25 protein-coding genes and 1 pseudogene are annotated in these 26,565 nt (G+C 68.1%); 12 read left to right on the top strand and 14 right to left on the bottom strand.

Annotation, left to right across the window (positions count from 1 at the left end; genetic code table 11):
* Window positions 1-230: 230 nt before the first annotated feature.
* Window positions 231-917 (bottom strand): maleylpyruvate isomerase family mycothiol-dependent enzyme, encoded by a 687-nt coding sequence (locus ACFYX4_RS10490; RefSeq protein WP_389329126.1) that lies wholly within the window; start codon window positions 915-917, stop codon window positions 231-233.
* A gap of 224 nt (window positions 918-1,141) precedes the next feature.
* Here ACFYX4_RS10490 and ACFYX4_RS10485 point away from each other — a divergent pair, with 224 nt between their 5' ends.
* A complete protein-coding gene (locus ACFYX4_RS10485) occupies window positions 1,142-2,047 on the top strand; it encodes a hypothetical protein (protein WP_389329123.1) in 906 nt (301 codons plus the stop codon).
* Between the two features lie 569 nt (window positions 2,048-2,616).
* Here the strand turns inward: ACFYX4_RS10485 and ACFYX4_RS10480 are convergent.
* Window positions 2,617-4,380: an ATP-dependent endonuclease gene (locus tag ACFYX4_RS10480; protein ID WP_389329120.1), complete on the bottom strand. Its 1,764-nt coding sequence runs from the start codon at window positions 4,378-4,380 to the stop codon at window positions 2,617-2,619.
* A gap of 245 nt (window positions 4,381-4,625) precedes the next feature.
* On the opposite strand from ACFYX4_RS10480, the gene ACFYX4_RS10475 reads away from it, so the two are divergent.
* Window positions 4,626-5,540 carry a phosphotransferase enzyme family protein gene (locus ACFYX4_RS10475; RefSeq protein ID WP_389329117.1) on the top strand — a complete coding sequence of 305 codons (915 nt, stop codon included), beginning with the start codon at window positions 4,626-4,628 and terminating at the stop codon, window positions 5,538-5,540.
* A gap of 3 nt (window positions 5,541-5,543) precedes the next feature.
* On the opposite strand, the gene ACFYX4_RS10470 is transcribed toward ACFYX4_RS10475, so the two are convergent.
* Window positions 5,544-6,917: a sporulation protein gene (locus ACFYX4_RS10470; protein WP_389329114.1), complete on the bottom strand. Its 1,374-nt coding sequence runs from the start codon at window positions 6,915-6,917 to the stop codon at window positions 5,544-5,546.
* Between the two features lie 210 nt (window positions 6,918-7,127).
* Here ACFYX4_RS10470 and ACFYX4_RS10465 point away from each other — a divergent pair, with 210 nt between their 5' ends.
* Both ACFYX4_RS10465 and ACFYX4_RS10460 read left to right on the top strand, forming a co-directional pair.
* Window positions 7,128-7,688 carry an ATP-binding protein gene (locus ACFYX4_RS10465; RefSeq protein ID WP_389330216.1) on the top strand — a complete coding sequence of 187 codons (561 nt, stop codon included), beginning with the start codon at window positions 7,128-7,130 and terminating at the stop codon, window positions 7,686-7,688.
* A gap of 347 nt (window positions 7,689-8,035) precedes the next feature.
* Window positions 8,036-8,287: a hypothetical protein gene (locus tag ACFYX4_RS10460; RefSeq protein WP_389330213.1), complete on the top strand. Its 252-nt coding sequence runs from the start codon at window positions 8,036-8,038 to the stop codon at window positions 8,285-8,287.
* A gap of 409 nt (window positions 8,288-8,696) precedes the next feature.
* Here the strand turns inward: ACFYX4_RS10460 and ACFYX4_RS10455 are convergent, their stop codons facing one another.
* Window positions 8,697-9,476: a GntR family transcriptional regulator gene (locus tag ACFYX4_RS10455; protein WP_389329112.1), complete on the bottom strand. Its 780-nt coding sequence runs from the start codon at window positions 9,474-9,476 to the stop codon at window positions 8,697-8,699.
* A 167-nt stretch (window positions 9,477-9,643) separates the two neighbouring features.
* Between ACFYX4_RS10455 and ACFYX4_RS10450 the strand changes: the two genes are divergently transcribed.
* The 5 genes from ACFYX4_RS10450 to ACFYX4_RS10430 all read left to right on the top strand — a co-directional run bounded on the left by ACFYX4_RS10450 (window position 9,644) and on the right by ACFYX4_RS10430 (window position 14,759).
* Entirely contained in the window at window positions 9,644-9,994 is a 351-nt protein-coding gene (locus ACFYX4_RS10450) for a hypothetical protein (RefSeq protein ID WP_389329109.1), read from the top strand.
* Window positions 9,994-11,295, top strand: coding sequence for an FtsK/SpoIIIE domain-containing protein (locus ACFYX4_RS10445; protein WP_389330210.1), 1,302 nt, complete (start codon window positions 9,994-9,996; stop codon window positions 11,293-11,295). Before ACFYX4_RS10450 ends, ACFYX4_RS10445 begins: the two co-directional genes overlap by 1 nt.
* Window positions 11,292-11,489 (top strand): hypothetical protein, encoded by a 198-nt coding sequence (locus tag ACFYX4_RS10440; RefSeq protein ID WP_389329107.1) that lies wholly within the window; start codon window positions 11,292-11,294, stop codon window positions 11,487-11,489. The genes ACFYX4_RS10445 and ACFYX4_RS10440 overlap by 4 nt, the downstream gene beginning before the upstream one ends.
* 296 nt (window positions 11,490-11,785) lie before the next feature.
* Window positions 11,786-13,126 carry a replication initiator gene (locus ACFYX4_RS10435; RefSeq protein WP_389330207.1) on the top strand — a complete coding sequence of 447 codons (1,341 nt, stop codon included), beginning with the start codon at window positions 11,786-11,788 and terminating at the stop codon, window positions 13,124-13,126.
* Window positions 13,127-13,991: 865 nt separating this feature from the next.
* Complete coding sequence (locus tag ACFYX4_RS10430; RefSeq protein ID WP_389329104.1) at window positions 13,992-14,759, top strand: DUF6585 family protein; 768 nt, start codon at window positions 13,992-13,994, stop codon at window positions 14,757-14,759.
* 61 nt (window positions 14,760-14,820) lie between these two features.
* Here ACFYX4_RS10430 and ACFYX4_RS10425 read toward each other — a convergent pair whose 3' ends face one another.
* Window positions 14,821-16,269: a recombinase family protein gene (locus ACFYX4_RS10425; RefSeq protein ID WP_389329101.1), complete on the bottom strand. Its 1,449-nt coding sequence runs from the start codon at window positions 16,267-16,269 to the stop codon at window positions 14,821-14,823.
* A 26-nt stretch (window positions 16,270-16,295) separates the two neighbouring features.
* Between ACFYX4_RS10425 and ACFYX4_RS10420 the strand changes: the two are divergent.
* Window positions 16,296-16,418, top strand: a pseudogene (locus ACFYX4_RS10420) (EamA family transporter); the annotation flags it as partial.
* A 13-nt stretch (window positions 16,419-16,431) separates the two neighbouring features.
* Here the strand turns inward: ACFYX4_RS10420 and ACFYX4_RS10415 are convergent.
* Complete coding sequence (locus ACFYX4_RS10415; protein WP_389329099.1) at window positions 16,432-16,830, bottom strand: VOC family protein; 399 nt, start codon at window positions 16,828-16,830, stop codon at window positions 16,432-16,434.
* 256 nt (window positions 16,831-17,086) lie between these two features.
* Between ACFYX4_RS10415 and ACFYX4_RS10410 the strand changes: the two genes are divergently transcribed.
* The gene (locus ACFYX4_RS10410; RefSeq protein ID WP_389329096.1) at window positions 17,087-17,362 is read left to right on the top strand and encodes a DUF1876 domain-containing protein; all 276 of its coding nucleotides are present in this window, start codon (window positions 17,087-17,089) and stop codon (window positions 17,360-17,362) included.
* A 6-nt stretch (window positions 17,363-17,368) separates the two neighbouring features.
* Here ACFYX4_RS10410 and ACFYX4_RS10405 read toward each other — a convergent pair whose 3' ends face one another.
* The 6 genes from ACFYX4_RS10405 to ACFYX4_RS10380 form a co-directional block, all read right to left on the bottom strand.
* Complete coding sequence (locus ACFYX4_RS10405) at window positions 17,369-18,544, bottom strand: serine hydrolase domain-containing protein (RefSeq protein ID WP_389329093.1); 1,176 nt, start codon at window positions 18,542-18,544, stop codon at window positions 17,369-17,371.
* A gap of 75 nt (window positions 18,545-18,619) precedes the next feature.
* Complete coding sequence (locus tag ACFYX4_RS10400; protein ID WP_389330204.1) at window positions 18,620-19,024, bottom strand: organic hydroperoxide resistance protein; 405 nt, start codon at window positions 19,022-19,024, stop codon at window positions 18,620-18,622.
* 131 nt (window positions 19,025-19,155) lie between these two features.
* The gene (locus ACFYX4_RS10395; RefSeq protein ID WP_389329090.1) at window positions 19,156-19,644 is read right to left on the bottom strand and encodes a MarR family winged helix-turn-helix transcriptional regulator; all 489 of its coding nucleotides are present in this window, start codon (window positions 19,642-19,644) and stop codon (window positions 19,156-19,158) included.
* Entirely contained in the window at window positions 19,641-20,414 is a 774-nt protein-coding gene (locus ACFYX4_RS10390; protein WP_389329087.1) for an energy-coupling factor ABC transporter ATP-binding protein, read from the bottom strand. Before ACFYX4_RS10390 ends, ACFYX4_RS10395 begins: the two co-directional genes overlap by 4 nt.
* Window positions 20,415-20,503: 89 nt before the next feature.
* Window positions 20,504-21,265, bottom strand: coding sequence for a cobalt ECF transporter T component CbiQ (gene cbiQ, locus ACFYX4_RS10385; protein ID WP_389329085.1), 762 nt, complete (start codon window positions 21,263-21,265; stop codon window positions 20,504-20,506).
* Window positions 21,266-21,268: 3 nt separating this feature from the next.
* Entirely contained in the window at window positions 21,269-22,342 is a 1,074-nt protein-coding gene (locus tag ACFYX4_RS10380) for an energy-coupling factor ABC transporter permease (RefSeq protein WP_389329082.1), read from the bottom strand.
* A gap of 183 nt (window positions 22,343-22,525) precedes the next feature.
* On the opposite strand from ACFYX4_RS10380, the gene ACFYX4_RS10375 reads away from it, so the two are divergent.
* Complete coding sequence (locus tag ACFYX4_RS10375; protein ID WP_389329079.1) at window positions 22,526-22,882, top strand: SsgA family sporulation/cell division regulator; 357 nt, start codon at window positions 22,526-22,528, stop codon at window positions 22,880-22,882.
* A 31-nt stretch (window positions 22,883-22,913) separates the two neighbouring features.
* Here ACFYX4_RS10375 and ACFYX4_RS10370 read toward each other — a convergent pair whose 3' ends face one another.
* Together ACFYX4_RS10370 and ACFYX4_RS10365 are read right to left on the bottom strand one after the other, a co-directional pair.
* The gene (locus ACFYX4_RS10370) at window positions 22,914-24,584 is read right to left on the bottom strand and encodes a penicillin-binding transpeptidase domain-containing protein (RefSeq protein WP_389329076.1); all 1,671 of its coding nucleotides are present in this window, start codon (window positions 24,582-24,584) and stop codon (window positions 22,914-22,916) included.
* A gap of 271 nt (window positions 24,585-24,855) precedes the next feature.
* Entirely contained in the window at window positions 24,856-26,496 is a 1,641-nt protein-coding gene (locus ACFYX4_RS10365; protein WP_389329073.1) for a penicillin-binding transpeptidase domain-containing protein, read from the bottom strand.
* Between the last annotated feature and the right edge of the window lie 69 nt (window positions 26,497-26,565).

Here is a 26,565-nt window from a genome sequence, read left to right as displayed (position 1 = left end):
CGTAGCGCGGCACAGAGTACCGGGCGGTGATCTTCCATCCCGGGCGGATGCGCCATCGGCCCGAGCGGCTGCTCATGCTGCTGAACGGGAAGCGCGGCCAGCTCGTCCGGCGAGACACCCCGCGACCACCGCGGACCCGCTGGTGACCTAGCGGAAGCCGTCCAGCAACAGCACGTCGGTCAAGCCGGGTTCCTACAGTAATAACTTCGCCGGTCAGGGGGCAGGAGTGCTTAACCCAGGGTGAGCCATCGGACGCCCAAGCTGCTGACCTCCAACGCTTCCTCCTCGGTGATCGGCTCGCGACCCGTCGCCTTGCGCAGGAAGCGAAGCTGACTCCAGCCGAGCTTCTCCAGCGCTGGTGCCCCATCCGGTCCACCGAGCAGAAGATCCTGTACCAGATCCGCGGCTTGGGAGGTCAGCCACGGTTCGCGCCCCAGGGCGTCTGCAAGGTCCAGGCCGTGCACGGCGACCTCGACCACCCGCGTCAGCAGGAACTCCGACAGGAGCATCGGATCGCCGTGCCGGGTACGCACTACACGCCCTTCCGGCTCGGCCTGGCACAGTCGCTCGACCTGCTGCCAGGTGGTGTTGAAGTTGTCGGCGAGGGCAGCACCGCTGAGTTGCTCGGCCGCATGGTCCTGAGCCAGAGCGATACGAGCCGCGTTGGTACCCGGAGCGAAACGGTCGTCGGGCCGGTAGTACTCCACTGCCGAGACCTCGGCACGGGGCGGCGCCGGCGCTGCCAGCATGCCCGGCAGCCACGCGATCACCACCCGGACATGCGCCAGCAACTCGCTCACCGTCCACGGTGCACACCGCGTCGGCAGACGCCACTCGGCCGCCGAGACACCGGTCATCGCCCGTGCGAGCTGCCCAGCCTCAAGACGAAACGCTTCAACTACCCGCCCCTGGTCCATGACGGTCAAGCTACCCGGCCGGAACTGGTGCAGCAGCAGACCGAACGCGCCCCGAGGGGCACGTCGGTCAAGCTCCGCTCACGCAGTAATAACTGCCACTGGCAGGGGGACTGGATGAGGTCATCTAGTACGCGACAGATCGTTCCCACGGCTAAAAGCATGGACCGGCACCTCATGATCTTGAGTTCTGCGCTAATCTAGTCACTGCGTCACATGGGGGGCATATGAGTACTTTCTGGCTAGAGCAATGGATTGATGAGTTTGATATCCGCTCTATCGAAGATGCGGAACGCGCACTCAAGCAACGGCGCCGTGGTCTCTCGCGGGTCCAAAATATAGCCGCATCGGTTCCGTTTCCTGAGCCTGAGCGGGAATTCTCCAAGGGCAGCTCCTTCGTGGCGGGGCGCGGAATCGATCTATCTGGGGACCTAGATTGCTGCCACCAAGTGTGCCAGATCAAGCAGGTCCAATCACTCTTCGGTCGCGCTCTCCACTACTTCGATGAGATTGTGGTAGCGGGGCCTTCCCCCTACCGCTTTGCGCGCGAGCTGATTGGCAGCGATGAAGCGGTGATTGGCAATCTGATCGAGCACGTCGCAACATTCCTGCATCTACGTCAAATCGGCGTACGGGACATGCTGATTTTCGTGCAGAAGTCACCAGCATGCCAAGAACATTTTATGCAGCACGCTCAAGAAGTCGGAATCGCTGAGGCTTTGGAGCAAGCTCACTCTTGGGTGGATCGCCTCGAAGCTGAAGGCGTGGTGCGTGATCTTCATCTGCACGACGACCATGCCCACTATCAGTTCGAGCATCAAGATCTTGAGCACACGGCTTGGGGAACGATCTGGAACCCCAACCCGAGCACCAGGGATATCGCGGAGTCGGTGTTTCAGCGATACGCTGCGCATCTCGTGTCAGACGTAGCCGCAGCTCGCGCTGCGGGGCTGCCCCTTGCAGCTCAGGTGCAATTGCATGAGAGCGTACTCACCGGTAGTCGAGTGCCTACTGCAGCAGAAGACGTCGCCATTAACCTGCAGATTCCCGTACTCGACCAGCTTCCAGTGCGTGACACGTCCGACTCCGCCACGACGAGTGGGACAGTTTCGAACGCTTTCGAAACGCCCTGAAAGAGGCTATTCAGGAACGTCTTGAGAGTAGCAAGTCTGGCGAAGATGTCGCGGACGAAGTGCTCGCCGACGTAATTACGCCAGCATTGAACGACATCTCGCAGAAGCTGCGAGTGACAGGAAGTACGCTGAGTCGAAAATTCGGGGCCGCCGCTACGTTTGGAACGGTTGGCATCACCGTGGGGCTCCTCGGAGGAATTCCCTTGGTTGTTGGCGGAGGAATCGCTGCCACCGTCACAGCACTTCCCGCGATCCAAAAGTACTTTGACGACAGATCTGCTGTAGAGCTATCGGACATGTACTTCTTGTGGCAGTTGGAGGAGCGTACACGTCACGGGCGTTGATGCCTCGAAGCGACCCAGCCTTTCGGCACTCGTCGTCCGAGGGGTGTGGCCTTCGAGCGGCTTCGCGAGTGCAGTGGTGCCCATGCCCATGCCCGTACGCATGGGGGAGGTTTCTGGCCTGACGGCGCCTCGCCTGATAGTCACGACCTCCCCATGGAAGTCGCGCGTGACCCCTCGTGGGGGTGCCGGCCACCTCTCCCGCCGACTGGTTGATTACCGTTCGCCTTACTGGGTGTCAACGTTGCAGTTTTCCGCGCAAGTCGCGTGCCCAAGCAGATATGAACTGATCTGGCCCGCAAAAATTTGAAGCTCTGGTATTGGTGACCGGTAGTGTCCTTCCTCGAATACTGTTCTTAGCCACTGGCCCTTGTTGGAGGGCGAGACAGAGCGTACCCAGCACTCAAGTTCACCTACTGGGACGACGAAAATTCCGCGCTTGGCGAAGTATTCCAAGAGGCGTTTCGTAGACCTATAAATCTCGCCATTCAGGCCTCCCAGGCCGCTTTTCTTCAAGGTCTTCCAATTGTTTGCCGTCTTCAAGATTTCGATAATTTGATCAACTTTCCCTTGTTCGAGCGTCGCTTTGCCTCGAGTGTTGCCAATTATTTCGGCGATCGATTTCTTGATCTCAGTGGCAGGCTTTGTGATCACGTCAGATCGGGCGTATTCGTGCAGAATGGAAAAGTCTTCCTTTACGTCTGCCCAGTTTCCACCCAGTGCGCTAAGCGCCTGCGTTAGTTTCGTGCGATCGTTCAGAAAATCGAAGTCGGCAACAACGGCTGTGGGTATTCCGCAAGTGCGGAGCTTTTCTGCGGCATCGCTCAGGCGCGCCTTTCCGTTGACGTGCAAGAATGTCAGGTTCTCGTGGCGTCCTCCACCGCGGACTACGTCAAACGTCGCCTCGTAAAACTGGCAATCGCCCTCCGCTTCACATAGTACGACACCGTCATGGAAAAGTCCGGACACGATGTTTGAGTAGCGCAAGAGGGGAGAGTTGAGAATTTCCTCCACCAGTTCGGGAGCTAGAGTCTTGGCTGAGTGAGCGCTGCTGGTTCGTGACAGTCGTATGAGAGCCAGTGGCCGGTGTGGTTGATCTGCTCTGACGGAGCTTCCGTCGAGGACGCCACTCAAGAAATCGGCGCTGTGGGTGGACACAAAAATCTGGCAAGGTGAGGGCGTGTGCATTGCAAGATATTTCCCCAGTAGCCTTGCCTGGGGCGGATGCAGAAAAGCCTCGGGCTCATCAATGATGATTACGGGTGTCGGGCGGACCAGCGTGTGCAGGACCAGATTTACAAAAGCTCTCATCCCGTCGCCTTGGTCATTCAGATACGGGAGTTTGGCGTATGCCTCTCTGAGGTGCGGCGGAGCCGGAGGGGGTGTGTCGTCCATTCCTGTGGAACCAACCTGCAGGCGGAAGTTGGGATCAAATCGATTGATGCTGATCGGCTCACCGAAGGCGGCCTCAAATAGTCCGGAGAATTTCGCGTGCCTTTCGCGACTCTCCCAAAGTGCCTGCGTGGGGTGGCTGGGAGAAATTGACTGGTCCCAGTGGTATGAATCAGTCTGGTTCTGAAGGCGGTCACCAGTCTGCTGAAAAGTCACTAGAAGGTGGCTGAGTTCGCCAATTCGGCGCTGGCTCCATAGGGCCTCAACCTGTCCCACCTCAGGGCCTGGCTCTCTTTCTCCTGGTCTGTTGGGAAGCGAGGTTCGCTGTCTCACAGGGTCGTATCGGGCTTCGTGCCCTCGGTCGTTCAGCCACTGAATTAGGTCGGTGCTGCTGCCCTCGGAGCGAAGCTCAATGCCAGCGACCCAGCGGCGGGGTTCTAGCGTTCCTGGAAAGTGCTGGATTAGTGTGGCCAACTCTCGCAGTAGCAGCGATTTCCCGCTGTTGTTGGGGCCGATGAAGACCGTCATGCCGTCGGTCGGTGGTGTGACGACAGTGCCGTCACTAAGCCTCAACTCCGCTACGCCGAAGGAAACACTCACAGGGGCCTCACTCTGCTGCATTGGGGCGGTGCCTGTCCCTCGCCCGTGAGAGCATTCAAGCCCAATGTGTTAGCTCGGGGCAGCGAGTTCTCCATTTTCCGTTGTCATCGAAGCCATCCCGGGGCCGGGAGCGTGTCGTGGGTGATGCCGTGGGTACGGTCGTAGTCGTGTCTGGTGCGCGTCGGGTTGGTCACCCGTAGGCGTGCGCTGGTTGATCGCGCGCGATTAGGGGAGCTGGTACGGGCATGGCGGTTGACGCTGCTTGCACGGATGAGGGGTTCACGTCGTCTGGGGCTGCGCGGGTCTTACGTGCCGCGTGCCGGTCTGCCGGACTCGATGACGACGGCGCGGAGTTGATCCGGCTAGGGGAGAACGCGCTGTTCCGGCTGGCCTCGGTGCCGGTGGTTGTGCGCATCGCACGGGGCAAGGAGTGGCTGTCCACGGCTCGCAAAGAGGTAGCTGTGGCCCGGTGGCTCGCTGCGGAGGGGATGAGGGCTGCTCGCATCGTTGAGGATGTGGAACAGCCTCTCCTGATCGACGGGCACCCGGTGACGTTCTGGCATCTGATCGTCGAGGGTGACCGCAAGGCGACCTACGGGGAGCTGGGCGGTGTTCTGCGGGATCTGCACTCCCTGACCGTTCCCGCCGGCCTCGACCTGCCATCGTTCGATCCCTTCGGCAAGCAGGAACGTCGGATCGACAAGGCTCCAGTCCCGGAGGATGACAAGTCATTCCTGCGGAAGCGCTGGCGCGAACTGCGGGACAAGCACGCCGAGCTGCGGTTTGAGTCGCCCAAGGGGCCAGTGCACGGGGATGCGCATGTGCAGAACCTCATGGTGGATGACCAGGGGCGGGTCGTCCTGATCGACTTCGAGGCGTTCTGCTTCGATCATCCTGAGTGGGATCTCATGGTGACGGCTGTGGAGCATCACAGTCTCGGGTGGCAGACCGATGCGCAGTACGCCGACTTCGTCGCGGCTTACGGGCGTGACCTGTACGACTGGCCCGGCTATGAGACCTTGCGCGGTCTGCAAGAGTTCGGCATGACGACGTGGCTCATGCAGAACGTTCGGGAGAACGAGGAGACCGCGGCCGAGTACCGGCGGCGCATCGCCGGCCTTCGCAATGATCGGGCACCTCGGGACTGGCGGCCCTGGTAGCCGTTACTCGTCGTCGTCCAAGCGGGCGAATGCGTCGCGTACCTTCTCGTTGAAGGTGGCCACGGTCAAGCTCGCAGCGTGGGCGCTGATGTCGCGCTGGAAGTCGGTGACGTAGCGCTGGAAGCGTGAGGACTGAAGGGAGTCGCCGCCCTCGACTGCGAGGCTCGCGGTGGTGACGGCGGCTTCCAACTCGCCGTTGAGAAGCTGGCTCTGGGCCAGCACCATGCGGCAGAAGCCAAGGGTGCGGGCGTACTTGGGGTCGGTGCTGTCGACGGCACGCTGAGCCTGCTCGACGGCTTCGCGTCGCATCTTGAGATCGCGGAAGCAGTGGCAGAGTTCGCCCATGAGCTCGGCTTCGTCGAAGTAGGCGAGCCATGCCGGGTCCTCGGCGGTGTCGGCCTGCTCGAAGTGCCGTGCCGCCTCGTTCATGGCGCGGGTGGCTCCGATGCGGTCGCCCGCGTTGGAGAGGGCGCGTGCCTCCATGGCTGAGTAGTTCGCCATGGCGCGCGGGGTGGCTCGTCCTTTGGCGCCTTCGACGGCTGCGCGGGCGAGCTGGATGGCTTGGGTGTGGTTGCCCAGGTAGTTCGCCTGGTGGCTGAGGTTGCCGAGGATGCGGGCACCGAACATGCGGTCGTCGATGACTTGAGACAGGCGCAGCGTCGACGTGAGGTAGCGATGGGCGAGCCGGTGGTTCCCGGTGTCGTACGCGGTCCACGCGAGTAACTGGGAAACCTCGGCGGCCACGCCGAATAAGGCCGTTCCCACCTTCTGGCTGTAGCTCGCGTTCAGCAGTGGCAGCACTTCGTACCGGAAGTAGTGCCGTAACGCCCTGTGGCCGTGGCCACCGCCGTACTTGAAGTCGAGTTGCATGAAAGTAGCGGCGGCATCTCCGATTGCGCGCACGTCGCGCATGCCGACGCGCTGTTGTGCCGGCCGGCCGGTCTCGATGCCGTCGGGGCGGGCGATCATCCATGACAGAACGGCTGAGCTGAGGTCGGCGTCCGCGATATTCAGGCGATCTGTGGTGGACGCCTCCGCGCGTTCCTGGGCGAGTCCGTCAAGGACGGAGAGTGCCTCGGGAAGCGTGCCGGGATAGCCGGTCGGCTCTGGAGTGCTTGCCCTCCCGGGAACGAAGAATCCGAGATCGCCGGCGGTGACCCGGCGTCCGAGCTTGGCGGACAGAACGTCTGCCATGATCTCCGCCGTCTCCGGCTTGATGCCGGATCCGTCTCGCCATCGCTGCACTGCGATGTGTGTTGTCCCGAGACTGATCCCTCGCTGTGCAGCGGTGTCCTGCATGCGTTTGGCCAGCCCTTTGTTCGAGACCTGGGCTTCGGCCATGACTGCGATCAGTTGCGCGTTCGGCTCCCGGTTCATGCTCCCCTGCCAACCCGAGAATGACGGCGAGTGTTCATCCTGTCACAGGGGTTTCGCCGGAGGGGGTTCATTGGTGAACCCCCTTTGCCCATAGAGGTGTTCACCTGAACCCCCTGGTGAACGCTCCCGGTCACGCCCGTGGGCCCGTGTACTGGCTTGCGTGATGAAAGCGGTGCCGTGAGGGGCTGACCGGGCCCGGAGAGGGACGTGATGGGGGCAAGAAATGCTGAACGCGTCGCACGCGAGTTGGACGCGTTCGCTCACTGGTTCGTGGGGCCGGCCTCTTCGGATGGCGGGCGCTTCCTGACGATCACGCTGTTCGCCGAGTCGCCGAACACGGCGCGCGTCGCCCGTGACATGACGGCGGTGTTCCTGAAGGACGCGGACGCGGCTGAGTTCGTGGATGACGCCCGGCTGGTGGTCTCCGAACTGGTCGGCAACGTGGTGAACCACGCTGTGCCGGATCGCGGCCTCGCTCGTCCTGGCGCTGCCCGGCGCATCGACTTGACGTTCAAGGTCTGGCCCAAGTGGGTGTTCATCGGCGTGGCGGATGAGGACTCCTCGCCTCCGTTGCTGCCGTTGGGAGACGCCTTCCCGCCCGGCCTGGCCGGTGAGCTGACGGAAGCGGTACTGCCCGACAGCGGCCGTGGGCTGTTCATCGTTCAGCGGCTGGCCTCGTCGGTCTGGTGGCGGCCGGATGAACAGGGCGGCAAGACGATCTGGTGCCGCTTCGACCGGGACCTCGGTGCCCCCGAACGAAAACCCTGCTGATCTCCGGGCTGCCCCGGCACCCTCCCACGCGATCGGGAGCGGACGGCGGCCCGGTTCCGGTCGGAGATGACCACTCCGGCCAAGAAGTGCGGCCCCTCGCGTTCCCCTGAGCGATGGGCCGCACTTCCCAACCCCATACCGAGACCGGGCCACCCCATCAGCCCTGGAAAGCGAAGGGTGGCCCGGCTGGGAACACGGCGGTTCCCGGTGCCTGATGGTACCGGGGCCGTCGTGCTGCGTTTCTGCCCCGGTGGAAGGAAGTTGACGATCCGTTACCTAGATCGGGGTCTGAAGTGAGTGAGTCAATCGGTACTGGCGGGATCGGACCCGATGACGGCTTGAACGTGATGGGGGCCGACTTCGGCCTGTGGGTGCCTGGCGTCGACTACCTGGCAGGTTGGCGTGAAGCACGTGAGGCTGCGGACCGGCTGAACCGGGCGTTCCTCGGGGTCGGACTGGAGCTGTCGGAGGCGCGGGCCGTAGCGGCGACGGACGATGCCGGGCGCGGCGTGGTGCGTCTGGTGGGCCTGCCCAGGGCGGCCGTCCAGCTCGCGGAGCTCCTGGAGGGGCTCGCCGATGGTGACGGTGGTGCGCGGTGAGGGGTGCTTCCGCTGGTGATCGTGCACGTGGGCACGTCGCCGGCTGGAGAGACTTTGGGCGGGAGCTGCCATGGGGCGAGTGAACAGGGGGCCTTACGCTGCTCAGGCGGATCGGGCAGGTGGTGCACCTGCCCGCGGTTGTGCCCGATTGGCCCCCTGTTCTTCGAGGCTCGCCCCATGGTGGCTGCCTAAAGTCTGGGAGGCCGGCGACCCCCGGCCCCATGGGCTCCGGCCTGCGGCGGCCGGTCGTCAACTCGACTTCTCCGGGGTGCTCCGGTGTGGGGCGTCCGGCGACCGGACGGGACCGGCGGCCACGCCGCACGCCCGGCCGGGGCGGCCGGGCGACCCGGCGCGCCGTAGGCGCGCCCTTGAGGAAGTGAAGAGTGTTTCGACCGATGCGGGCCGGCGGTCAGGCTCGGGCTCGTCGCGCGGGCTGCTTGTCGGCGGTGATCCGGTAGGTGAGTTCGGCGCGGTCGGCTCCGATGCGGAGTTCTTCGAGGATCAGGGGCCGGTCGTCGGTGTCGTGGGTGACGCGGGACAGGTGCAGGATCGGGGTCGCGTCGGGGAGTTGGAGCGTGGTGCGCTCGTCGGGCAGGGGCATGCGGGCGCGCACGGTCTCGGACCAGGTGAGCTTGTGCCCGTCCTCGGTGAGCTGCCTGTAGAACGCCGCCGGACGCTTGCACGGTTCCTCGGCGAGTGCCGGAACGGCTTCGGCCACGGCGAACGGGATGAGTGTGCGGTGCATCGCTCGGGTGCCCGTGCTCGGGTCGAACAGCAGCCGATCGCATCCGAACAAGGCTTCCTCCTCGCCGAGTTGGAGCAAGCGGCCGGTGGCCTTGGTGGTGTGGGTGCGGTAGGCGCTGGGCTCCTCGGTCTCCTGCCAGACATCGCCGTTGGGCATGACGAACTTCCCGTCCGCCGTGCGGCTGATGCGGCGTTCGATCGTCAGCGCCGGGTGCCCGTCGGAGCGTACGAAGCTGCCCTTGCCGTGGCGGACGTCGATCAGGCCTTCCGCGCGCAGGGCCGCGATGGCGTTGCGGACGGTGGGGCGGGACACGGCGTAGCGGTTCATGAGCTGGGCTTCGGACGGCAACAGGGAGTCGGGTGCGAACTCGCCCGACAGGATCGCTTCGCGGATGGCGGCGGCCACCTGCTGGTAGAGGGCTCCGGGGCGCTGGATCTCCGACATCTGGGCATCTCCGGCGGGTCGGGGTCGTAGGGACGTCGCACATGCGGCGTCACTCGTCAGCATAAGTAGTTGCACCGTTGCCGTACAGCACTCCAAACTCATCACTCGTAAGGACAAGTGACGTCAGAAGAAGTCTGATGTCGTGAGAGGCCAGGGAGGCCGAAGAAATGCAGTCCATTCCCGTGGACACGGCACGGCTGGGCGTACTGCGGTGCGCCATCGCGCCGGAAGTGAAGATCAGCAACTCCGAGACGCAGGAGGTGAAGAAGGACCGGGACGGCAACCCCGTCTACACGGTGGCCGTGACCGTGCGGCAGGACCGGCGGCGAATCTCCGTCATCGAGATCGCCGTCAGCGGTGAACCGACCGGGATCGAGGAAGGACAGATCGTCAAGGTCACCGGGCTGGTGGCGTTCATGTGGTCGATGGGCGACCGCCACGGCGTCAGCTTCCGGGCCGACGCCATCACGCCCGTGCACGGCACCCCGGCAGCGCAGCGCAAGGGCGGTGACGCGTGATGGAGCCGTACATCATCGCCCTCGCTCTGGCCGTGCTCGCCTGGATGCTCGTCGTCGGTGACCTGGTGCGCCGGCACCGGCCGGTCTGGCACTGGTACCTCGTCGGGTACCCGGTGACCGCCTGGCGGGTGGTGTCCACCTGGCGGCGCGTCGCCGTCCTCAACGACCTCGCGGTGTCCCGGTTCCCGGCACGCACACTCGTCGGTCACTTGCTGGTCAAGGGTGACCCGGTACGGCCGGTGGCTCCGCGCTGCTCCTTCCCCCGGGCCGTGCCTATGGGACTGTCCGTGCTGGTGCGGCTGCACGCGGGCCAGACCCCGGCGACCTATCTGAAGGCGGCGGACGCGTTCGTCCACGCGTGGAAGGTCCACGCGGTGCGGGTCACCTCGCCGGAACGCGGCCTCGTGCTCCTGACCGCGATGGCTCATGACCCGCTGGAGCGGCCGGGCTTAGCCACGGCCCCGGCCGAACTCCTCTCCGCCCTGATCGGCGCGCTGGAAACGGGCGGGGCGTGGGTGATGAACCTGCGACTGATACCGCACTGGCTGATCACCGGGGCCACCCGCTCGGGCAAGTCCACATTGCTGGCCCGGCTCATCACCCAACTCGCCACACAACGCGTCGCCCTGGTCGGTATCGACTGCAAGGGCGGCATGGAACTCGGCCTGTTCGCCGACCGGCTGAGCGCCCTGGCCAGCTGCCGCCGTGAAGCGGTGGCCGTGCTCTCCGCCCTGGCGGTCGACATGCAGGACCGGATGAGTGCGTGCCGGACGGCCGGGGTCCGTTCCATCTGGGAGCTCCCGGACAAGCTCCGCCCCATCCCCGTCGTGGTCCTGGTCGACGAGATCGCGGAGCTGTACCTGTCCGACGGCACCCGTGACAGCAAGGCGGAAGCCGAACAGTGCTCCACACTTCTGCTGCGGCTGGCCCAGCTCGGGGCCGCCCTCGGCATTCACCTGGTCGTGGCCGGCCAACGCGTCGGCTCCGACCTCGGCCCCGGCGTCACCGCCCTGCGCGCCCAACTCGGCGGCCGCATCTGCCACCGGGTCAACGACCCCGGCACCGCCGAAATGACCCTCGGTGACCTCAACAAGGACGCCGTGGCCGTCGCCCAAGCCATCACACCGGAAGAGCGTGGCGTGGCTGTCTGCACCGGCCCGGACGGCGGATGGAGCCGCGCTCGCTCCCACCTCACCCCGACCGATGAAGCCGTGGCCACGGCCCGGAAGTACTCCGCGATGACCCCGGAACTGCCCCTCGTCACCCGCGCGCTGGCGGCGCTGGAAGGAGAGTCCAAGTGATCAGCGAAGGTACGGCGTTCACGTTCGCGGTGGTCTTCGGGATCATCACCGTCCTCCTCGTCCGATCCCGCGACGTACGGCCCTGGGAGGCGGTCTGCGTCGGCCTCTTCGGCCTCTACCTCGGGCAGACCCCCGTGCTGTTCACCATCCACGGGCTCGTCACCTGGCTGATCAACGGCTTCTCCCACACCTGAGCAGAAAGGACACCCGGCCATGCCCATGCCTCGCGTGAGGTGCCCCCACTGCAAGGGCGACGGTGCCCGTAAGACCTGGACCGGACGGATCCGGCGCTGCCGTATCTGCCGGGGCGCCGGCACCATCCGCTGAACCTCACCCACCTCTGATCACGAAACGGAGTGATCCCCATGACTCACGGCGCACAACCCACCACCGTTCCGGCCGCTACGGCGGCTCACCCTGGAAGGTCACCACCATCACCCCGCAGTACACCCCTGCTGACCGGCGCGCTGCCCTCGACCGCGCGGCGCGCCTGCGTCAGCTCCCCGAAGCCGACCGCGATGCCATCCGTGTCGCCCAAGATCCGCAGTTCTCCCGCTGGCTGGAGCAGATCACCGCAACCGGCGGATGCGCTCACCCCGTCCACCTCTCCGGCTCCACCACGACCGTGGACGGCACGAGCGGCGAAATCCTCCACCACTACGACACCCGCAGCGAACCCGGCGAACGCCTTCTCGTCCGCTGCCGCAACCGCCGCGCCAGCATCTGCCCGGCTTGCTCCCGCCTCCACGCCGGAGACACCTTCCACCTCGTCCGCGCGGGCCTCCTCGGCGGCAAGAACGTTCCGGACACCGTCCGCCACCGCCCCCGGCTCTTCGTCACCCTCACTGCGCCGTCCTACGGCCCGGTCCACCACGCCGGAGAACGGTGCCACCCCCGCCGCAACGGCGGCGCCTGCGAGCACGGCCGTACCCTCGGCTGCGCAGCCGCCCACGCCCCGGACGTCCCGATCGTCGGCCAACCGCTGTGCCCCGACTGCTACGACTACACCGGCCATGTGCTGTGGCACGCGCATGCCTCCAAGCTGTGGGATCGCTTCGTCATTGATGTACGGCGGCGCATCGCCTCCTCCGCCGGCCTCGTACAGTCCCGCTTTGCAGATCAAGCCCGGCTGTCCTTCGCCCGCGTCGCCGAATACCAGAAGCGGGTGGCCGTCCACGTCCATGCCGTCGTCCGTCTCGACGGCCCGGCCGGTTCCGACGACGAACCCCCGGCCTGGGGCACCGTGGAACTCCTCACCGATGCCGTACGCGCCTCCGCCCGGCGGGTCCTGGTCCGCTCGACCTACAGCCCGGCCGTGGGTGAGCGGGCCCTGCGCTGGGGCGAGCAGATCGACGTCAGGACACTGCACACCAGCAGTGACGGCCCCGATGACGACGCTGTAGCCGCGTACGTCGCCAAGTACGTGACCAAGGGAGCCAGCGAGACCGGCGCCGGCGTCGATCACCCGCTCACCACCTGGGCCGATATCGAGGCGGCACCCGTCAGCCCACACGTCCGCGCTCTCATGCGCGCCTGCTGGCGCCTCGGCGGCCTCCCCGGCTACGAACCCCTGCGCCTCCGGGTCTGGACCCACACCCTCGGCTACCGCGGCCACATCCTCACCAAATCCCGCGCCTACTCCACCACCTACGCCGCACTCCGCGCCGAACGAGCCCACCACATGGGCCACACCGAAAGCCGCGACACGATCACCGAACGGAACTGGCGCTACGTCGGCTCCGGCCACACCCCTGGAGCAGCGCTCATCGCTGCTGGTGTCGCTGAGGACATCGCCACAAACCGTGAGATCACACGTGAGGTGCCCCGGTGACGAGACACCGCAGTGAACAGTGGGCTCGGGCGGTCGAACGCCAAGCGGCCAAGTTCCCCACACGCATCGGGCCGAAGAGCGCTGGTCGCCTCGCGCGGCTCCTCGGCACTGTACGCAGGGATGATTAGAGACGGCAGGTCTGGAGCTCATCTCGGGACATGTATCGCTGCCCCGAGATGGCCTCATTGGCCTGCTCGTATGCCGCGCCCCAGCGCACCCAGTGAGTCAAAGATCGACCATTTTCAGCCGAGTTGCCGGAGGGCACTTTCAAGATCGTGAGCTCTTGAGGTACTACATGCTTGTCGGCCCGAGGTGAAGTGCGTTCGTGAGCCAATCAGCCTTAGCAAGGGCTCCATTAAGCGCCGTACCTTCTCGGCATGACTCCCCAGACCTTGGCTCTCGTCATTGCCACACCCGTCGTTGTTGTGGTCCTCGTCGCTTGCCTGAGCCCCAACGCTCGCCAACGTGCAGATGCCTACCGCGTGTTCGAACGACTGTGCAGCATGGTTGAGCGAGTGACCAGAAGCCTGGTACGCCGCTAGGTGTATTGATCACGAGCGTTGTTGACAATGGCCGGGCTTGACCCGCGACGAGGGTCGACACCCCACGGACACGAACATCCCCTCCCGGCTTGTGTCCGTCTCGCCCTGACCCAGGACACGGTCATCAGGGACGGCATCTGCAAGCTGCCCCAGATCGGCACGAGCAAGGACAGGGCGGACTGCTCAGAGACAGGGCTGAAGTGGGGTGCCTCCTTCGAAACGGCTAGATTCGGCGTCGCCAACACGAGTTCCTGGGGGATGCCATGACAGATGAACCGCAGCAACACTCCGAGCCCGGGCCCCTGTTGAACTTGGGCTGCCTGATGTTGCTGGTGGTCTTCGGCGGCCTGGCGACGATGCTGTACGGCCTGGGAGTGCTGATCTTCGGCGACACCCCGGCCTCGTCCGCCGTCACCGTCCTCCTCGCGGGCCTGGCCGCCTCGGCCCTGGGCGTCGCCGTCATCAAGCGGTTCCCCAATGCCGTGGAGACGAAGGGATACGCCCCGTCGGCACGCGTCACCCGCCTGGCGGCCGAGCGTTCGCTGGGCGATCACGTCTTCACCCGCAAGAACACCAGCCCGCTGGAGATCGTGGCCGGCACGATGACCATCGGCACTGTGATCGTGGGAGCCCTGTGGGGCGTGAACTGGGTCCTCAGCAAGACCGGGACCGACATCCCTGGCCTCCAGAAGCTGGTGACCACCGTGGTGCTCTGTCTGCTCGCGGCGCTCGTCCTGGTGATCATCGCGCTTCCGGTCCTGTTGTGGAGAATGCCCAAGGGATTCGTTCGCACGCATCTGTACGCGGGCGGGCTCGTGTACACCTCCTACGGCCGCTCTCGTGCCGTGACCTGGGACGACGTCGACCGTCTTGTGCTCTCACGACAGGCCCATGGAGCCAATCTCTTCGGCGGCAAGGTGGTCGCCTACCACGTGATCACTCATGACGGGCACCGCCTGCGGATCGACGCCCACCCCCACCTGGAATCCGACCCCCTGGGCGAGCACCTGCTGAACGCCGTACGACTGCGCCGGCGCCCGGTACTGGAGGGCGGCCCGGCGGCGGGCGACCCCGGTCACCAGCGCATCTAAGAGCGATGGCCATGGGAACAACGCTGCTCCCATGGCCCACGGCCGATCGGAAGTGGAGCATCTAATCGAGCGGGTTCGGCTCGATGTCCACCCGGTCCGTGTCGAACCCCCTGCCCCTCCGCGTAGACGGACGGACGATCACAGCGGCGAACAGGAACCGATAGATCGCGTTCATGCGTGCGTGGTCCTCTGCCTCCTCCAGCTTCTTCCAGTGGGCCTCGGCCTCCGGTCCGGCGATGCCCTCCAGGACGACGACCGGCCGTCGGATGGTCTTCCGCTGCCGCTCCTTCATCCGCTTGACGATCGGCGCGCGCATGGCCTGGAAGTCAGCGGTCGTGAAGTCGTCGTCGTTGAGCCACAGCTCTTTCAGCTCCCGGAGCTTCTCGCGGTCCTTCTCGTCCGCGATGACGTCGGCCTCGGGGCGTGAGGTGGTGGCGGGCTCGTAGCCGGAGGTGTCGAGCTTGGTCAGGACCTTGATCGCCACATCCCGTACGAAGTCCTCCAGCGGCTCGGCGGAGATGGAGCGGTTGCACTTCTGCTGGTCCGTGTTGTCGGAGCGGGTGCACCGGTAGTAGGCGTACCGGCCGCTGTTCGAACCGCCCATGCGTGCTCCGCAGGAACAGGTGGCTACCCCGCGCAAGACGTAATTCCGGATCGGACGCTTCTTCGTGTCCTGGTGCTGCTTCGCGCGGTACTCCCGGACCCGCTGGACCTCGTCCCACTGGCCTCGGTCGATGATGGCCGGCCATGTCCCGACAGCCACCTCTTCGCCCAGGTGGAACCGCAGTCCTGCCACGAAGTGGGACGACAGCAGATGGCGTACGTTCTCGGGGTTCCACGCCTTGCCCTTGGACGTGGGGATCGCGCGTGCTGTCAGGTCCTGGGCGATGAGGCGCGGCGAGTCGCCGTCCAGGTACCGGCGGTAGACCTCGCGGACGATCTCCGCTTCTTCCTCGATGATCGCGCTGCCGTCGCGGGTGTAGCCGTACGGACGGTTGCCCACATGCGGCTGGCCTTCGCGGGCGTGGTCCTTCAGGGCGTCCTTGAGTCGGCGCGACGTGTCGTCGGAGGAGCGGCACGCGTGGGCTACCTCGATGCGGAGGATGAACCGGTCGTCGGGGTCCGAAAGGTCGCGCCGGTTCGCTTCGCCGTGCAGCAGGACGCGCTTGTCGTCGGCTATGGAGAGCAACTCTTCAAGATCCTTGGGCTGCCGCATGAGGCGGTCGGGGTGGTAGACGATGACGTGCCGGATCTCTCCGTCCGCCATCGCCTCCAGCATGGCTTCCCACCCCGGCCGCTTCCGGTTGCGCTGCCACGCCGAACGGTTGTTGTCCACGTAGATGTGCGTCGACTCCACGCGGAGCTTCAACCGGTCGGCGATGTCCCGGCAGATGCGCTCCTGGCGGTCCACCCCGGTCTGGTCCTCATCCCGGGCGTGGGAGATACGGCAGTAGATCGCCGCGGGTTCGCCCGGCGTGATCGTGGCCTTGCCTAACTTGGATCGGCTCATGGGAAACACTGTATGAGCCGGGCATGACATCGATCATCGTCGGCGCGGCGATCGGGGCCGTGTTCTTCAAGGAGCGGTTCGGCGCGCCCCGCATCGCCGCCGCCGGACTGCTCGTCCTGGGCATCGGGCTGATGCTGCACGCCGGTTGAGGGCCGTCCGGGGTCAGGGCCGCGCGTACGGGCGGGTCATGATCTCCATGTTGTGGCCGCTCGGGTCGTCGAAGTACGCGCCCCGGCCGCCGAACAGGCCGTTGACGCGGCCGGGTTCGGTGTGGCCGGGGTCGGCGTAGTAGGTGACCCCGACGGCCTCCAGGCGGGCGATCATCGCGTCGAACTGCTCGTCCGGCACGAGGAACGCGTAGTGCTGGGACTGGATCGGCTCGTCGCGCATCTCGTAGTAGTCGAGCGTGACGCCGTTGCCGAGGTCGATCGGCAGGAACGGGCCGAAGGGCGCGCCGACTTCGACGCCCAGGATCGCGGCCAGGAACTCGGCCGAGAGCCGGCGGTCGGCGGCGTAGATGGCGGTGTGGTTGAGCTGGGGGAGCGGTGTGCGACCTGTCATGTGCGGTGATTTCTCCGGGTCTTCGAAGGCGTTCCGTGGAAGAAGCTCTGCAAGACACGGAGGCACGGCGGGCCTCTCGCCCGCCCCGGGGTCACGCCGGGACCGGGCGCCTCGCTCGTGTATGGCCCATGGCCGACCCGGCAGTCACCCGGCCGACCCTACCGGCCCCGCCCGGCACGGACCAGTGCGTTCTCGGCCGGTGCGATTCCCGGCCCGGAGGCGCACCCTGGAAGCAGTAGTTCCGGAGGTGATCGTCATGATGCGTACCGCAGTGGGATGGCATGTCGAGATGGAGTTCCAGGAGGACGACCAGCACACGCGGGCGGTGGCGATGGTCCGCTTGCCCGACGGGACCGAGGTCCGGGCCCAGGGGCACGCGAGCCGCCACCGCGTCGACTCCAACCAGCCGAGGGTCGGCGAGGAGATCGCGGGCGCCCGCGCCCTGAACGAGATCGCCATGCAGCTGCTCACCAAGGCCCACATGGAGATCGACGAGGCGTCGGGGCGCACGTCGCACCCGATCAACGTCTGACCGACGTCAGGCCGGCTCGCCGTCCGGCGTGCTCGCGCGTACCGCCCGTACCAGCGCCTGCGCCCGCGGGTCCGCCGTCACGCTCGACCGGAAGCCGTTGGTGACATAGCCGAAGGCGATGCCCGACTCGGGGTCGGCGAAGCCGAGGGCCCCGCCGCGGCCGGGATGGCCGAAGGAGGTGGGGGACAGCAGCGGTGAGGCGGCGCCGTGCAGCATGTAGCCGAGGCCGAACCGGGTGCTGACCACCAGCACGCGGTCCGGCCCCGCCGCACGCTCTTCGCGCGCCGCGCGCGCCGTCTCCGGGTGGAACAGCCGTATCCCGCCCTCCACCTCGCCGATCAGCGAGGCGTAGAAGCGGGCGAGTCCGTCGGCCGTGGCGATGCCGTTGGAGGCGGGGAGGGCGGCGGCCCGGTAGGAGGGGTCGTTCTCGTCGGGCGTCGGGGTGATCGCGGCGAAGGCGCGGCGGGTGAGGGAGGAGGGGTCGGCGTAGGCGTCGGCGACGGCCCGCTTCGGCCGGGTCCTCAGCCCTCCGGCGGCGACGGGCGCCTCGGTCTGCCCGACGCGCCCCACGCGCCCGGCATGCTCCGGCGGCAGTCCGAGCCACAGGTCGGCGCCGAGCGGCCCGGCGATCTCGTCGGCGATCCACTCGGCGATCGGGCGTCCGGTGACCCGCCGGACCAGTTCGCCGGTCAGCCAGCTGTAGGTCTGCGCGTGGTAGCCGTGGTCCGTGCCCGGCTCCCACACCGGCGCCTGCGCGGCGACCGCCGCCGCGCCGAGGTCGGGGTCGGCGGCCTCGGCGAGCGTCAGCGGGCGGTCCAGCACGGGCACGCCCGCGCGGTGCGCGAGCAGGTCCCGCACGACCGTCCGCTCCTTGCCGGCCGCCTTGTACTGCGGCCAGTACGTCCCGACGGGCGCGTCCAGGTCCAACTCCCCGCGCTGGTGCAGCAGGAGGAGCACGGCGGCGGCGACGCCCTTGGTCGCCGAGCGCACGATCTGGGCGGTGCCCTGCTCCCAGGGCGGCCCGCCGTCCACGTCCCGGCTGCCGCCCCACAGGTCGACGACCTTGCGCCCGTCCCGGTAGACGGCCACCGCCGCGCCGCGGTCCCCGAGCGCCGTGAAGTTCCGTACGAACGCCTCCCGGACCGGCTCGAAGCCCTCGGCCACCACACCGTTCACGTCCACGCCCGCACGCCCTCTCCCGACTCGCCTTCGACTCCGCGGGAACGCCCTTCCGCGGCCTGCGATTCCTGGGTGGAGCTACCCCAGCAGAATCGTTACGTCGATGTTCCCGCGGGTGGCGTTGGAGTACGGGCACACTTCGTGCGCCGCGTCCACCAGTTTCGCCGCGAGGTCCGGGTCGAGGACGGGGAGCGAGACGCTGAGGGCGACCGCGAGGCCGTAGCCGCGCGTCTTGTTGGGGCCGATGCCGACCTTCGCGGCGACCGTGGAGCCGGTCAGGTCGTAGCCCGCCCGGTTGCCGACCAGGATCAGCGCGTTGTGGAAGCAGGAGCTGTAGCCGGCGGCGAAGAGCTGCTCCGGGTTGGTGCCGTTGCCGTCGCCGCCCATGGCCGGCGGCATCGCCACCTTGAGTTCGATCTGACCGTCCTGGCTGGTCACATACCCGTTCCGGCCCCCGTGCGCGGTCGCCTCGGCCACGTACATGATCTTCGTCGGACGGGTGTCGGCTGCGGCGTCCTCGGTCACTGCGGTCCCTCCCCTGAGCAGTGTGCAATTACATCGTGCACAAGGTACCGGCCGGTACGGGTCCGCTTCTCCCTCAGGGGGTGGGAAGTTCAGCGGGCGCGCTCCGCCGCCCCCTGCGCCCGTTCCGTGAGCTGCCACAACTCCTCGCGCAACCGCGCCACCTCCGCCGCGTCGACGCCCGTCGCCGCGAGCAGCGCGCCGGGAACGCGCTCCGCGCGCTCCTTCAGCTCCTCACCGCGCCCGGTGCACGCCACGAGCACCGAGCGCTCGTCGCGCGCCGAGCGCTCCCGGTGCACCAGCCCCGCCGCCTCCAGCCGCTTCAGCAGCGGCGACACCGTGCCGTAGTCGAGCCGCAGGGCCTCGGCCAGCTCCTTCACGGTGATCTCGCCGCGCTCCCACAGCACCAGCAGGACGAGGTACTGGGGGTAGGTCAGCCCCAGTTCGTCCAGGAGCGGGCGGTACGCGGCCGTCACCGCGCGCTGGGCGGCGTACAGCGCGAAGCACAGCTGCTGGTCCAGGAGCAGCGACCCGTCGGTCCGGGACGGCTCTGCGGTCTCCTCGGGCTCCTCGTTCGTCACGCGCCCATTGTCACGGAGCGCGGGTCGAACCCGAAGGGCAGCTCCAGCCGGTGGGCGCGCATCAGCTCCGCGTCGGAGAGCAGTCCGCCGGTCGGGCCGTCCGCCGCGATCACGCCCTCGCTGAGGATCAGCGCGCGCGGGCACAGTTCGAGCGCGTACGGCAGATCGTGCGTGACCATCAGGACGGTGACGTCCAACGAGCGCAGGATGTCGGCGAGTTCACGCCGTGACGCGGGGTCGAGGTTGGAGGACGGCTCGTCCAGGACGAGGATCTCCGGCTCCATCGCGAGGACGGTCGCGACGGCGACCCGGCGGCGCTGCCCGAAGGAGAGGTGGTGCGGCGGGCGGTCCTTGAAGCCGGACATGCCGACCTGGTCGAGCGCGCGGTCCACGCGGGCCTCCAGTTCGGCGCCCTTCAGTCCGGCCGCCGCCGGTCCGAACGCGACGTCCTCGCGGACCGTCGGCATGAACAGCTGGTCGTCCGGGTCCTGGAAGACGATGCCGACCTTGCGCCGGATCTCCGCCATGTGCCGTCTGCCGACGGGCAGTCCGGCGACGGTCACCGTGCCGGCGCCGCCGGTGAGGATGCCGTTGAGATGGAGGACGAGGGTGGTCTTCCCGGCGCCGTTCGGCCCGAGCAGCGCCACCCGCTCACCGCGCGCCACCGAGAAGTCCACGCCGAACAGCGCCTGGTGCCCGTCGGGGTACGCGAAGGCGAGCCCGGCCACCTCCAGCGAGGGCGGCAGCGCGGACGGAGACGGGGACGGCACCGAGGACGGCGGCTCGGACGAAGGCGACGGAGACGGGGACGAGGGCGACGGAGACGGGGATGAGGGCGGCGTGGGCGGCAGGGCGGAGGTCACAGGGTCCATCCCAGCACGCACACCACCAGCGCGGCCAACGGCAGCGTGAACGCGGACGACCACTGCGCCCGGGACGCGGTCACCTCGTCGATCACCGGCATCGAGCCGTCGTAACCCCGGCTGACCATCGCCAGATGCACCCGCTCCCCGCGTTCGTAGGAGCGGATGAACAGCGCGCCCGCCGTCTTCGCGAGGACACCCCAGTGCCGCACCCCGCGCGCCTCGAAGCCGCGCGACTCCCGCGCGATCCGCATGCGCCGCATCTCGTCCGTGACGACGTCGCCGTAGCGGATCATGAAGGAGGCGATCTGGACCAGGAGCGGCGGCAGCCTGAGCCGTTGCAGGCCGAGCAGGATCTCCCGCAGTTCGGTGGTGGAGGCGAGGAGGACGGAGGCGGCGACGCCCAGGGTGCCCTTGGCGAGCACGTTCCAGGCGCCCCACAGTCCCTCGACGCTGAGCGACAGGCCCCACCCGTCCACCCGCTCGCCCTCCGCCACGAACGGCATCAGCACCGCGAACGCGACGAACGGCACCTCGATCAGCAGCCGTTTCAGCAGGAAGCCGGCCGGCACGCGCGCGCGGAACGCGACGACGCCGAGCAGGGCCGCGTACAGGCCGAACGCCCACATCGCCTCGCGCGGGGTCGACACCACGACCACCACGAAGGCGAAGGCCGCCACCAGCTTGGTGTGCGGGGGCAGGGCGTGCACCGGCGAGTGGCCGGGCCGGTAGAGCCGGTGAGCGTGGCCGGCGCCCATGGCCTAGACGCTCGTGTTCGCCGGGGACGTGTCGTCCGAACGGCGCCTGCGTACCGCCCAGAACACGGCGCTGCCCGCGACGACGGTCATCCCGACGCCGATGACCCCGGCGAGGCCGCCGGACAGACGGGCGTTCTCGACGTCCTTGACGCCGTAGTCGGCGAGCGGGGAGTCGGCGGCGGCGTGCTCCTCCACCTTGGCGTCGAAGCCCTTGTCGGCGGCGACCTTCTCCAGGCCGTCGGGGTCGGCCGAGGCGTAGAAGCTGACGAAGCCCGCCAGCAGGAGGGAGGTGACCAGACCGCCCGCCCACAGCGCGCGGCGCGAGGCGCGCGCCGCGACGGGCGCCCCCTCCGCGTCGTCCGACGGGTTCGACGCCGACGCGGCGGGCGCGTCGACGAGTTCGCCGTTCACGCGCAGCTGGAGCCGCTGCCGCAGTCCGCGCGCCCCGTGGACCAGGTCCGGCCGGACGGCGAGCACGGCGCTGACGGTCAGCGCGGTGATCACGGCCTCGCCGATGCCGATCAGCACGTGCACGCCGACCATCGCGGTGGCGACCTTGCCGATCGGGACCTCGGTGGTGCCGCCGACCCAGTAGACGAGGGTGAAGGCGAGGGCCGCGGCGGGCACGGACACCAGCGCGGCCACGAAGGAGGCGCCGGTGACCGAACGGCGGCTGCCCGGCAACACCTTCAGCAGCGCGCGGAAGACGGAGTAGGCGACCACCGTCGTCACGACGGCCATGACGGTGATGTTCACGCCGAGCGCGGTCAGCCCGCCGTCGGCGAAGAGGATGCCCTGCATCAGCAGGACCACGGACACGCACAGGACCCCTGTGTAGGGGCCCACGAGTATCGCGGCGAGCGCGCCGCCGAGCAGATGGCCGCTGGTCCCCGCGGCCACCGGGAAGTTGAGCATCTGCACGGCGAAGATGAACGCGGCCACCAGGCCGGCCAGCGGCGCGGTGCGCTCGTCGAGCTCGCGGCGCGCGCCGCGAAGGCTCACGGCCACGGCGCCCGCGGCGACGACCCCGGCCACGGCGGAGGTCGGGACGTTGATGAATCCGTCAGGTACGTGCACTGTTCGATTGTAGTGGCCAGATGCGAACGGTTCGCAAGAGCGAGTGGCTCGTTTCTTGCACTCATGTATCGCACATATGAGATACACCGGTCTCGGGGGGCGTCGTCCGGAAAATATGCGACATTGGAGGGACAGCGGACGCATAGCTTCCGCACTGGTCACGCAACGTGAAGGGGCCGGTCGATGTCTGTAGTCGAACAGTACGCGCGCGCCCACATCGTCACGGACACGGACCTCGTCGAGGAGGAGCCGGTGGCCGTCCCCGTCGTTTTGCGCTACGACCCCGAGGACGACCCGCGCTCGGTCCGCGTGGGGCTGCCCGGCACCCAAGAGCGGACGATCGCCCGCGCCCTCCTCGAACAGGGGCTGCGCGCCCCGGCCGGCACCGGCGAGGTAAGGGTGTGGCCGTGCGGCCGGGTGCAGGCCGTGGTCGAGTTCCACTCCTCGCAGGGCGTCTCGGTGGTGCAGTTCGAATCCAAGACGCTGCTCCGCTTCCTGCGCCGCACCTACACGGCGACGGCGCAGCCCGTCATCCACTGAGCCGCCGACGGGCCACGAGGCCGACGGCGGCTCAGCCGCCCGCCTTCAGCAGCGCCGCGACGATCGGGCCCGCCGTGTCGCCGCCGTGGCCGGCCGCCTGGACCACGCCCGCCGCCGCCAGGTCGCCCCGGTAGGCGGTGAACCAGCCGTTGGGCTGCTCCTGGCCGTCGACCTCCGCCGAACCCGTCTTCGCGCCGTAGTCCGGGCCGAGGCCCGACATCGCCTTGGCGGCCGTGCCGTACGCGGCCGTGTACGTCATCAGCTCGCGCAGCTGCCCCGCGGTCGCCGGCGCCATCGTGCGCGCGGCGGTGGCCAGGGTGCGGTCGTCCACCGACGGGGCCACCAGATACGGCTGGCGGAAGGTCCCCGACTCGATCGTGGCGGAGACCGACGCCATGTTCAGGGGGTTCATCCGCACCCCGCCCTGCCCGATCAGGGAGGCCGCCATCTGGGCCTTCGACTGCACCGGGACCGCGCCGTCGAAGGTGGGCACCCCGACCGCCCAGTTGTTGCGGGACAGGCCGAACACCTGCTGGGCCTGCTTGGTCAGGCTGTCGTCGTCCAGCTCGCCGGCCTGGCTGATGAAGGCCGTGTTGCAGGAGCGGGCGAAGCTCGCCTTGAACGTGCCGTTCTTGATCTCGAACTCGTCGTCGTTCTGGAACTTCCAGCCCCCGTACGTGAAGTACTTCGGGCACGGGTGCGCCTTGTCCGCCGACGCCAGCCCCTTCTCGATCAGCAGCGAGGCGGTGATGACCTTCATGGTCGAGCCGGGCGCCAGGGAGCCCTGGAAGGCGGTGTTGAAGTTGGGGTTGCCGTTGGCGACGGCGAGGATCTCGCCGGTCGACGGGCGCACCACGACGACCGAGGCCCGCGCCTTGTCCGCCACCTGCTTCTCCGCCGCCGCCTGGAGGGACGGGCTCAGCGTCGTCTTCACCTTGCCCGGCGTGCCCTCGCTCAGCTCCAGGAGCGTCTTGTCGGAGGACTTCTTCGCCTTGGACTCCTTGCCGCGCGCCACCCGCAGTTCGACGCCCGCCGTGCCGCCGGACTTCTTGCCGTACTTCTCGCGCAGCCCGTCCAGCACCGTGCCCAGCGAGGGGTACTTCTTCGCGGTCAGCTCGCCGCCGTCCCGGTCGAACGCCTCGACCGGGGGGTCGCCGGCCTCGCCGGTCACCAGGGTGTCGCCGTCGGCGAGGTCGGGGTGGACCACGGAGGCGTGCCAGTCGACCAGCGGCTTTCCGTCCGATGCCCGGCGCACGACGGTCAGCGCGCTGTCGTACGCCAGCGGCTTGCTGACCTTCTTGTACGTCACCGTGCCCTTGACGGAGAAGGCCAGCTCGTCCCCCTTGCGGGCGCCGGCGGTGAGAGCGGCGCCGGTGATGTGCGCGTCCTTGGTGTAGCCGGTGAGCAGCGCCGCCGCGGCCTTCGGGTCGTCGGTGGCGGCGGCGGCCAGGTCGACCTTGCCCTGCTGCCAGGCCGTGAGGAACGTCCGGGCCGCGGTCGTCACCTCGGTGGCCGACAGCGGGCCCGTCTTCACGGTGGGCTTCTTCTCCGCCGCCGTCGACGAGCCGTCCTCGGCCGCCGCGCCGCCGCCGTACAGCGCGTACCCGGCGATGCCGGCGCAGCCGACGACCGCGGCGATCACGCCGCCGACCACGACCGGCCGCTTGTTCCGTCGCTCGGCGACGCGCCTTCTCTTGCCCACAGCCCGAGATCCTCCACGCTCTCAGGGGCCGCCCTCGCCCCACTGCCCTCACCGACCCCAACGAGGGGGACCAGCCTAGAGTCCCCGTCTGTGGGGGTGACGTCACGTGTGACGTCAACCACGCACCCCGGACGGCGTCTTACGTATGCCTTCCGTACGAAACGCGTCAGCTCCCCGGACAGCGCGCGTTCATCCCCCGTACGGCCCCGCACGAGGGGTGAACGCGCCGTGTCAGCAGCCCGCCCGGCGTCAGCGGCCGGCCCGCCCGGCGTCAGCCGCCCGCGCGCAGTACGGCCGCGACGATCGGGCCGGCCGCGTCGCTGCCGTGGCCGCCGTCCTCGACCATGGCCGCCGCGGCGAGGTCGTCGCGGTAGCCGGTGAACCAGCTGTCGGAGCCGGCGTTGCCGTCGACCTCGGCGGAGCCGGTCTTCGCGCCGATGCGCCCGCTCAGGCCGGACATCACCTCGGCGGCGGTGCCGCTGGTGGCGGTGCGGTTCATCATCGAGCGGAGCTGGGCCACGGTGGCGTCGGACAGTCCGCGCGCCTTGGCGAGCGCACGGTCGTCGAGGCCGCGCGGGACGATCACCGGCTGCCGGAAGGCGCCGGTCGTCGCGGTGGCCGTCACGGAGGCCAGGTTCAGCGGGTTCAGCTGGACCTGGCCCTGGCCGATCAGGCCGGCCGCGGTGTCCGGGCCGCCGGCGGCGGGGACGGAGCCGTCGAAGGACGGGATGCCGGTCTTCCAGTCGTCGCGCCCGAGGCCGAAGCGCTCCTGCGCCTCCCGGGTGAGCGAGTCGACCTGGACCTCGTCGGCGAACTTCACGAACGCGGTGTTGCAGGAGCGGGCGAAGCTCTCCGCGAGGGTGGCGTTCTCGTCCGGGTCCATGCCGGTGAGGTTGTGGAAGGTCTGGCTCTCGGAGACGGCCTCGTCGGGACAGGGGGCCGGACCGTTCGCCGTGGTCAGACCGGCGTCGATGAGGGTGGCCGCGCTGACGATCTTCATGGTGGAGCCGGGCGCCCGCTTGCCGAGGAAGGCCGCGTTGAAGCCGTCACCGCGGTTGTTGGCGACCGCCAGCACCTCGCCGGTGCTGGGCTTGACGGCCACCACCGACGACTGGCCGTACCTCGCCGCCGCCTTCTCGGCCGCCGCCTGCACGTCCGCGCTGATCGTGGTGGGCAGCTTGCCCGCCTTGCCCTCGGAGAGCGTGAGCAGCGGGGTGTCGGCGGTGTCCGGCGTGGCGTGCCTGACCGTCAGCTCGACGCCGGCCGTCCCGCCCGCCTTCTCGCCGTAGGCGGCGCGCAGCTGGTCCAGGATCGGGCCGAGCGAGGGGTACTTCTCCTTCGTCAGCACCTTGCCGTCGCGGTCGACGGCCTCGATGGGCGGCGCGGCGGACTCGCCGGTGACCAGCGTGTCGTCCATCGCCTTCAGCGCGGGGTGGGCGACGGACGGCTGCCAGTCGACGAGCGCCTTGCCGGTCGTGCCCCCGCGGACCACGGTGAGGGAGCTCTTGTAGGCGAGCGGCTTGGACTTCCCCTCGTACGACACGGTCGCCGTCACGCCGAACGGCACGGTGGCGCCGGCCGCCTTCCCCGGGGTGATCTTCACGCCGGTGATGTGCGCGGTCTGGCCGTAGGCGGTCAGCAGGGGCCCGGCCTTCTCGGCGTTGTCGGTGAGCGCCGCGGCGTCCGCGGCCCGGCCCTTCTCCCAGGCGGCGAAGAACGCGGCGGCGGTCTCCTCCACCTCGGACTCGCTCGGCGGCCCGCTCTTCTTCACGGACACCGGCCCGCCCGCCCCCGAAGCGCCGCCGCCGTCCGCGTTCAGCGCGCTCACGATGTTGAAGGCCCCGTACCCGGCCCCTCCCACCATCACGGTGAACACCGAGCCGACGATCGCCGCCTTGGCCCCCTTGCGCATGACCGAACCCCTCCCCGTTCACTCCCCGTCGACCCCGCGAGCCCCTCCGCACGCTTCTGAACGCGTTCA

Origin of the sequence: Streptomyces sp. NPDC002328 (assembly GCF_042890065.1) — a bacterium.
In the GTDB taxonomy this organism is placed as follows: domain Bacteria; phylum Actinomycetota; class Actinomycetes; order Streptomycetales; family Streptomycetaceae; genus Streptomyces.
The sequence above is the reverse complement of the archived record's forward strand: the minus strand, read 5'-3'. Positions and strand labels throughout refer to the sequence as shown.

Bases quoted from the DNA above. Each gene is read 5' to 3' on its own strand.
- ACFYX4_RS10490 (WP_389329126.1), bottom strand. From the start codon at position 917: ATGGACCAGGGGCGGGTAGTTGAAGCGTTTCGTCTTGAGGCTGGGCAG.
- ACFYX4_RS10485 (WP_389329123.1), top strand. From the start codon at position 1,142: ATGAGTACTTTCTGGCTAGAGCAATGGATTGATGAGTTTGATATCCGC.
- ACFYX4_RS10475 (WP_389329117.1), top strand. From the start codon at position 4,626: ATGGCGGTTGACGCTGCTTGCACGGATGAGGGGTTCACGTCGTCTGGG.
- ACFYX4_RS10470 (WP_389329114.1), bottom strand. From the start codon at position 6,917: ATGAACCGGGAGCCGAACGCGCAACTGATCGCAGTCATGGCCGAAGCC.
- ACFYX4_RS10465 (WP_389330216.1), top strand. From the start codon at position 7,128: ATGGGGGCAAGAAATGCTGAACGCGTCGCACGCGAGTTGGACGCGTTC.
- ACFYX4_RS10460 (WP_389330213.1), top strand. From the start codon at position 8,036: ATGGGGGCCGACTTCGGCCTGTGGGTGCCTGGCGTCGACTACCTGGCA.
- ACFYX4_RS10455 (WP_389329112.1), bottom strand. From the start codon at position 9,476: ATGTCGGAGATCCAGCGCCCCGGAGCCCTCTACCAGCAGGTGGCCGCC.
- ACFYX4_RS10450 (WP_389329109.1), top strand. From the start codon at position 9,644: ATGCAGTCCATTCCCGTGGACACGGCACGGCTGGGCGTACTGCGGTGC.
- ACFYX4_RS10445 (WP_389330210.1), top strand. From the start codon at position 9,994: ATGGAGCCGTACATCATCGCCCTCGCTCTGGCCGTGCTCGCCTGGATG.
- ACFYX4_RS10430 (WP_389329104.1), top strand. From the start codon at position 13,992: ATGTTGCTGGTGGTCTTCGGCGGCCTGGCGACGATGCTGTACGGCCTG.
- ACFYX4_RS10425 (WP_389329101.1), bottom strand. From the start codon at position 16,269: ATGAGCCGATCCAAGTTAGGCAAGGCCACGATCACGCCGGGCGAACCC.
- ACFYX4_RS10415 (WP_389329099.1), bottom strand. From the start codon at position 16,830: ATGACAGGTCGCACACCGCTCCCCCAGCTCAACCACACCGCCATCTAC.
- ACFYX4_RS10410 (WP_389329096.1), top strand. From the start codon at position 17,087: ATGATGCGTACCGCAGTGGGATGGCATGTCGAGATGGAGTTCCAGGAG.
- ACFYX4_RS10400 (WP_389330204.1), bottom strand. From the start codon at position 19,024: ATGTACGTGGCCGAGGCGACCGCGCACGGGGGCCGGAACGGGTATGTG.
- cbiQ (WP_389329085.1), bottom strand. From the start codon at position 21,265: ATGGGCGCCGGCCACGCTCACCGGCTCTACCGGCCCGGCCACTCGCCG.
- ACFYX4_RS10375 (WP_389329079.1), top strand. From the start codon at position 22,526: ATGTCTGTAGTCGAACAGTACGCGCGCGCCCACATCGTCACGGACACG.
- ACFYX4_RS10365 (WP_389329073.1), bottom strand. From the start codon at position 26,496: ATGCGCAAGGGGGCCAAGGCGGCGATCGTCGGCTCGGTGTTCACCGTG.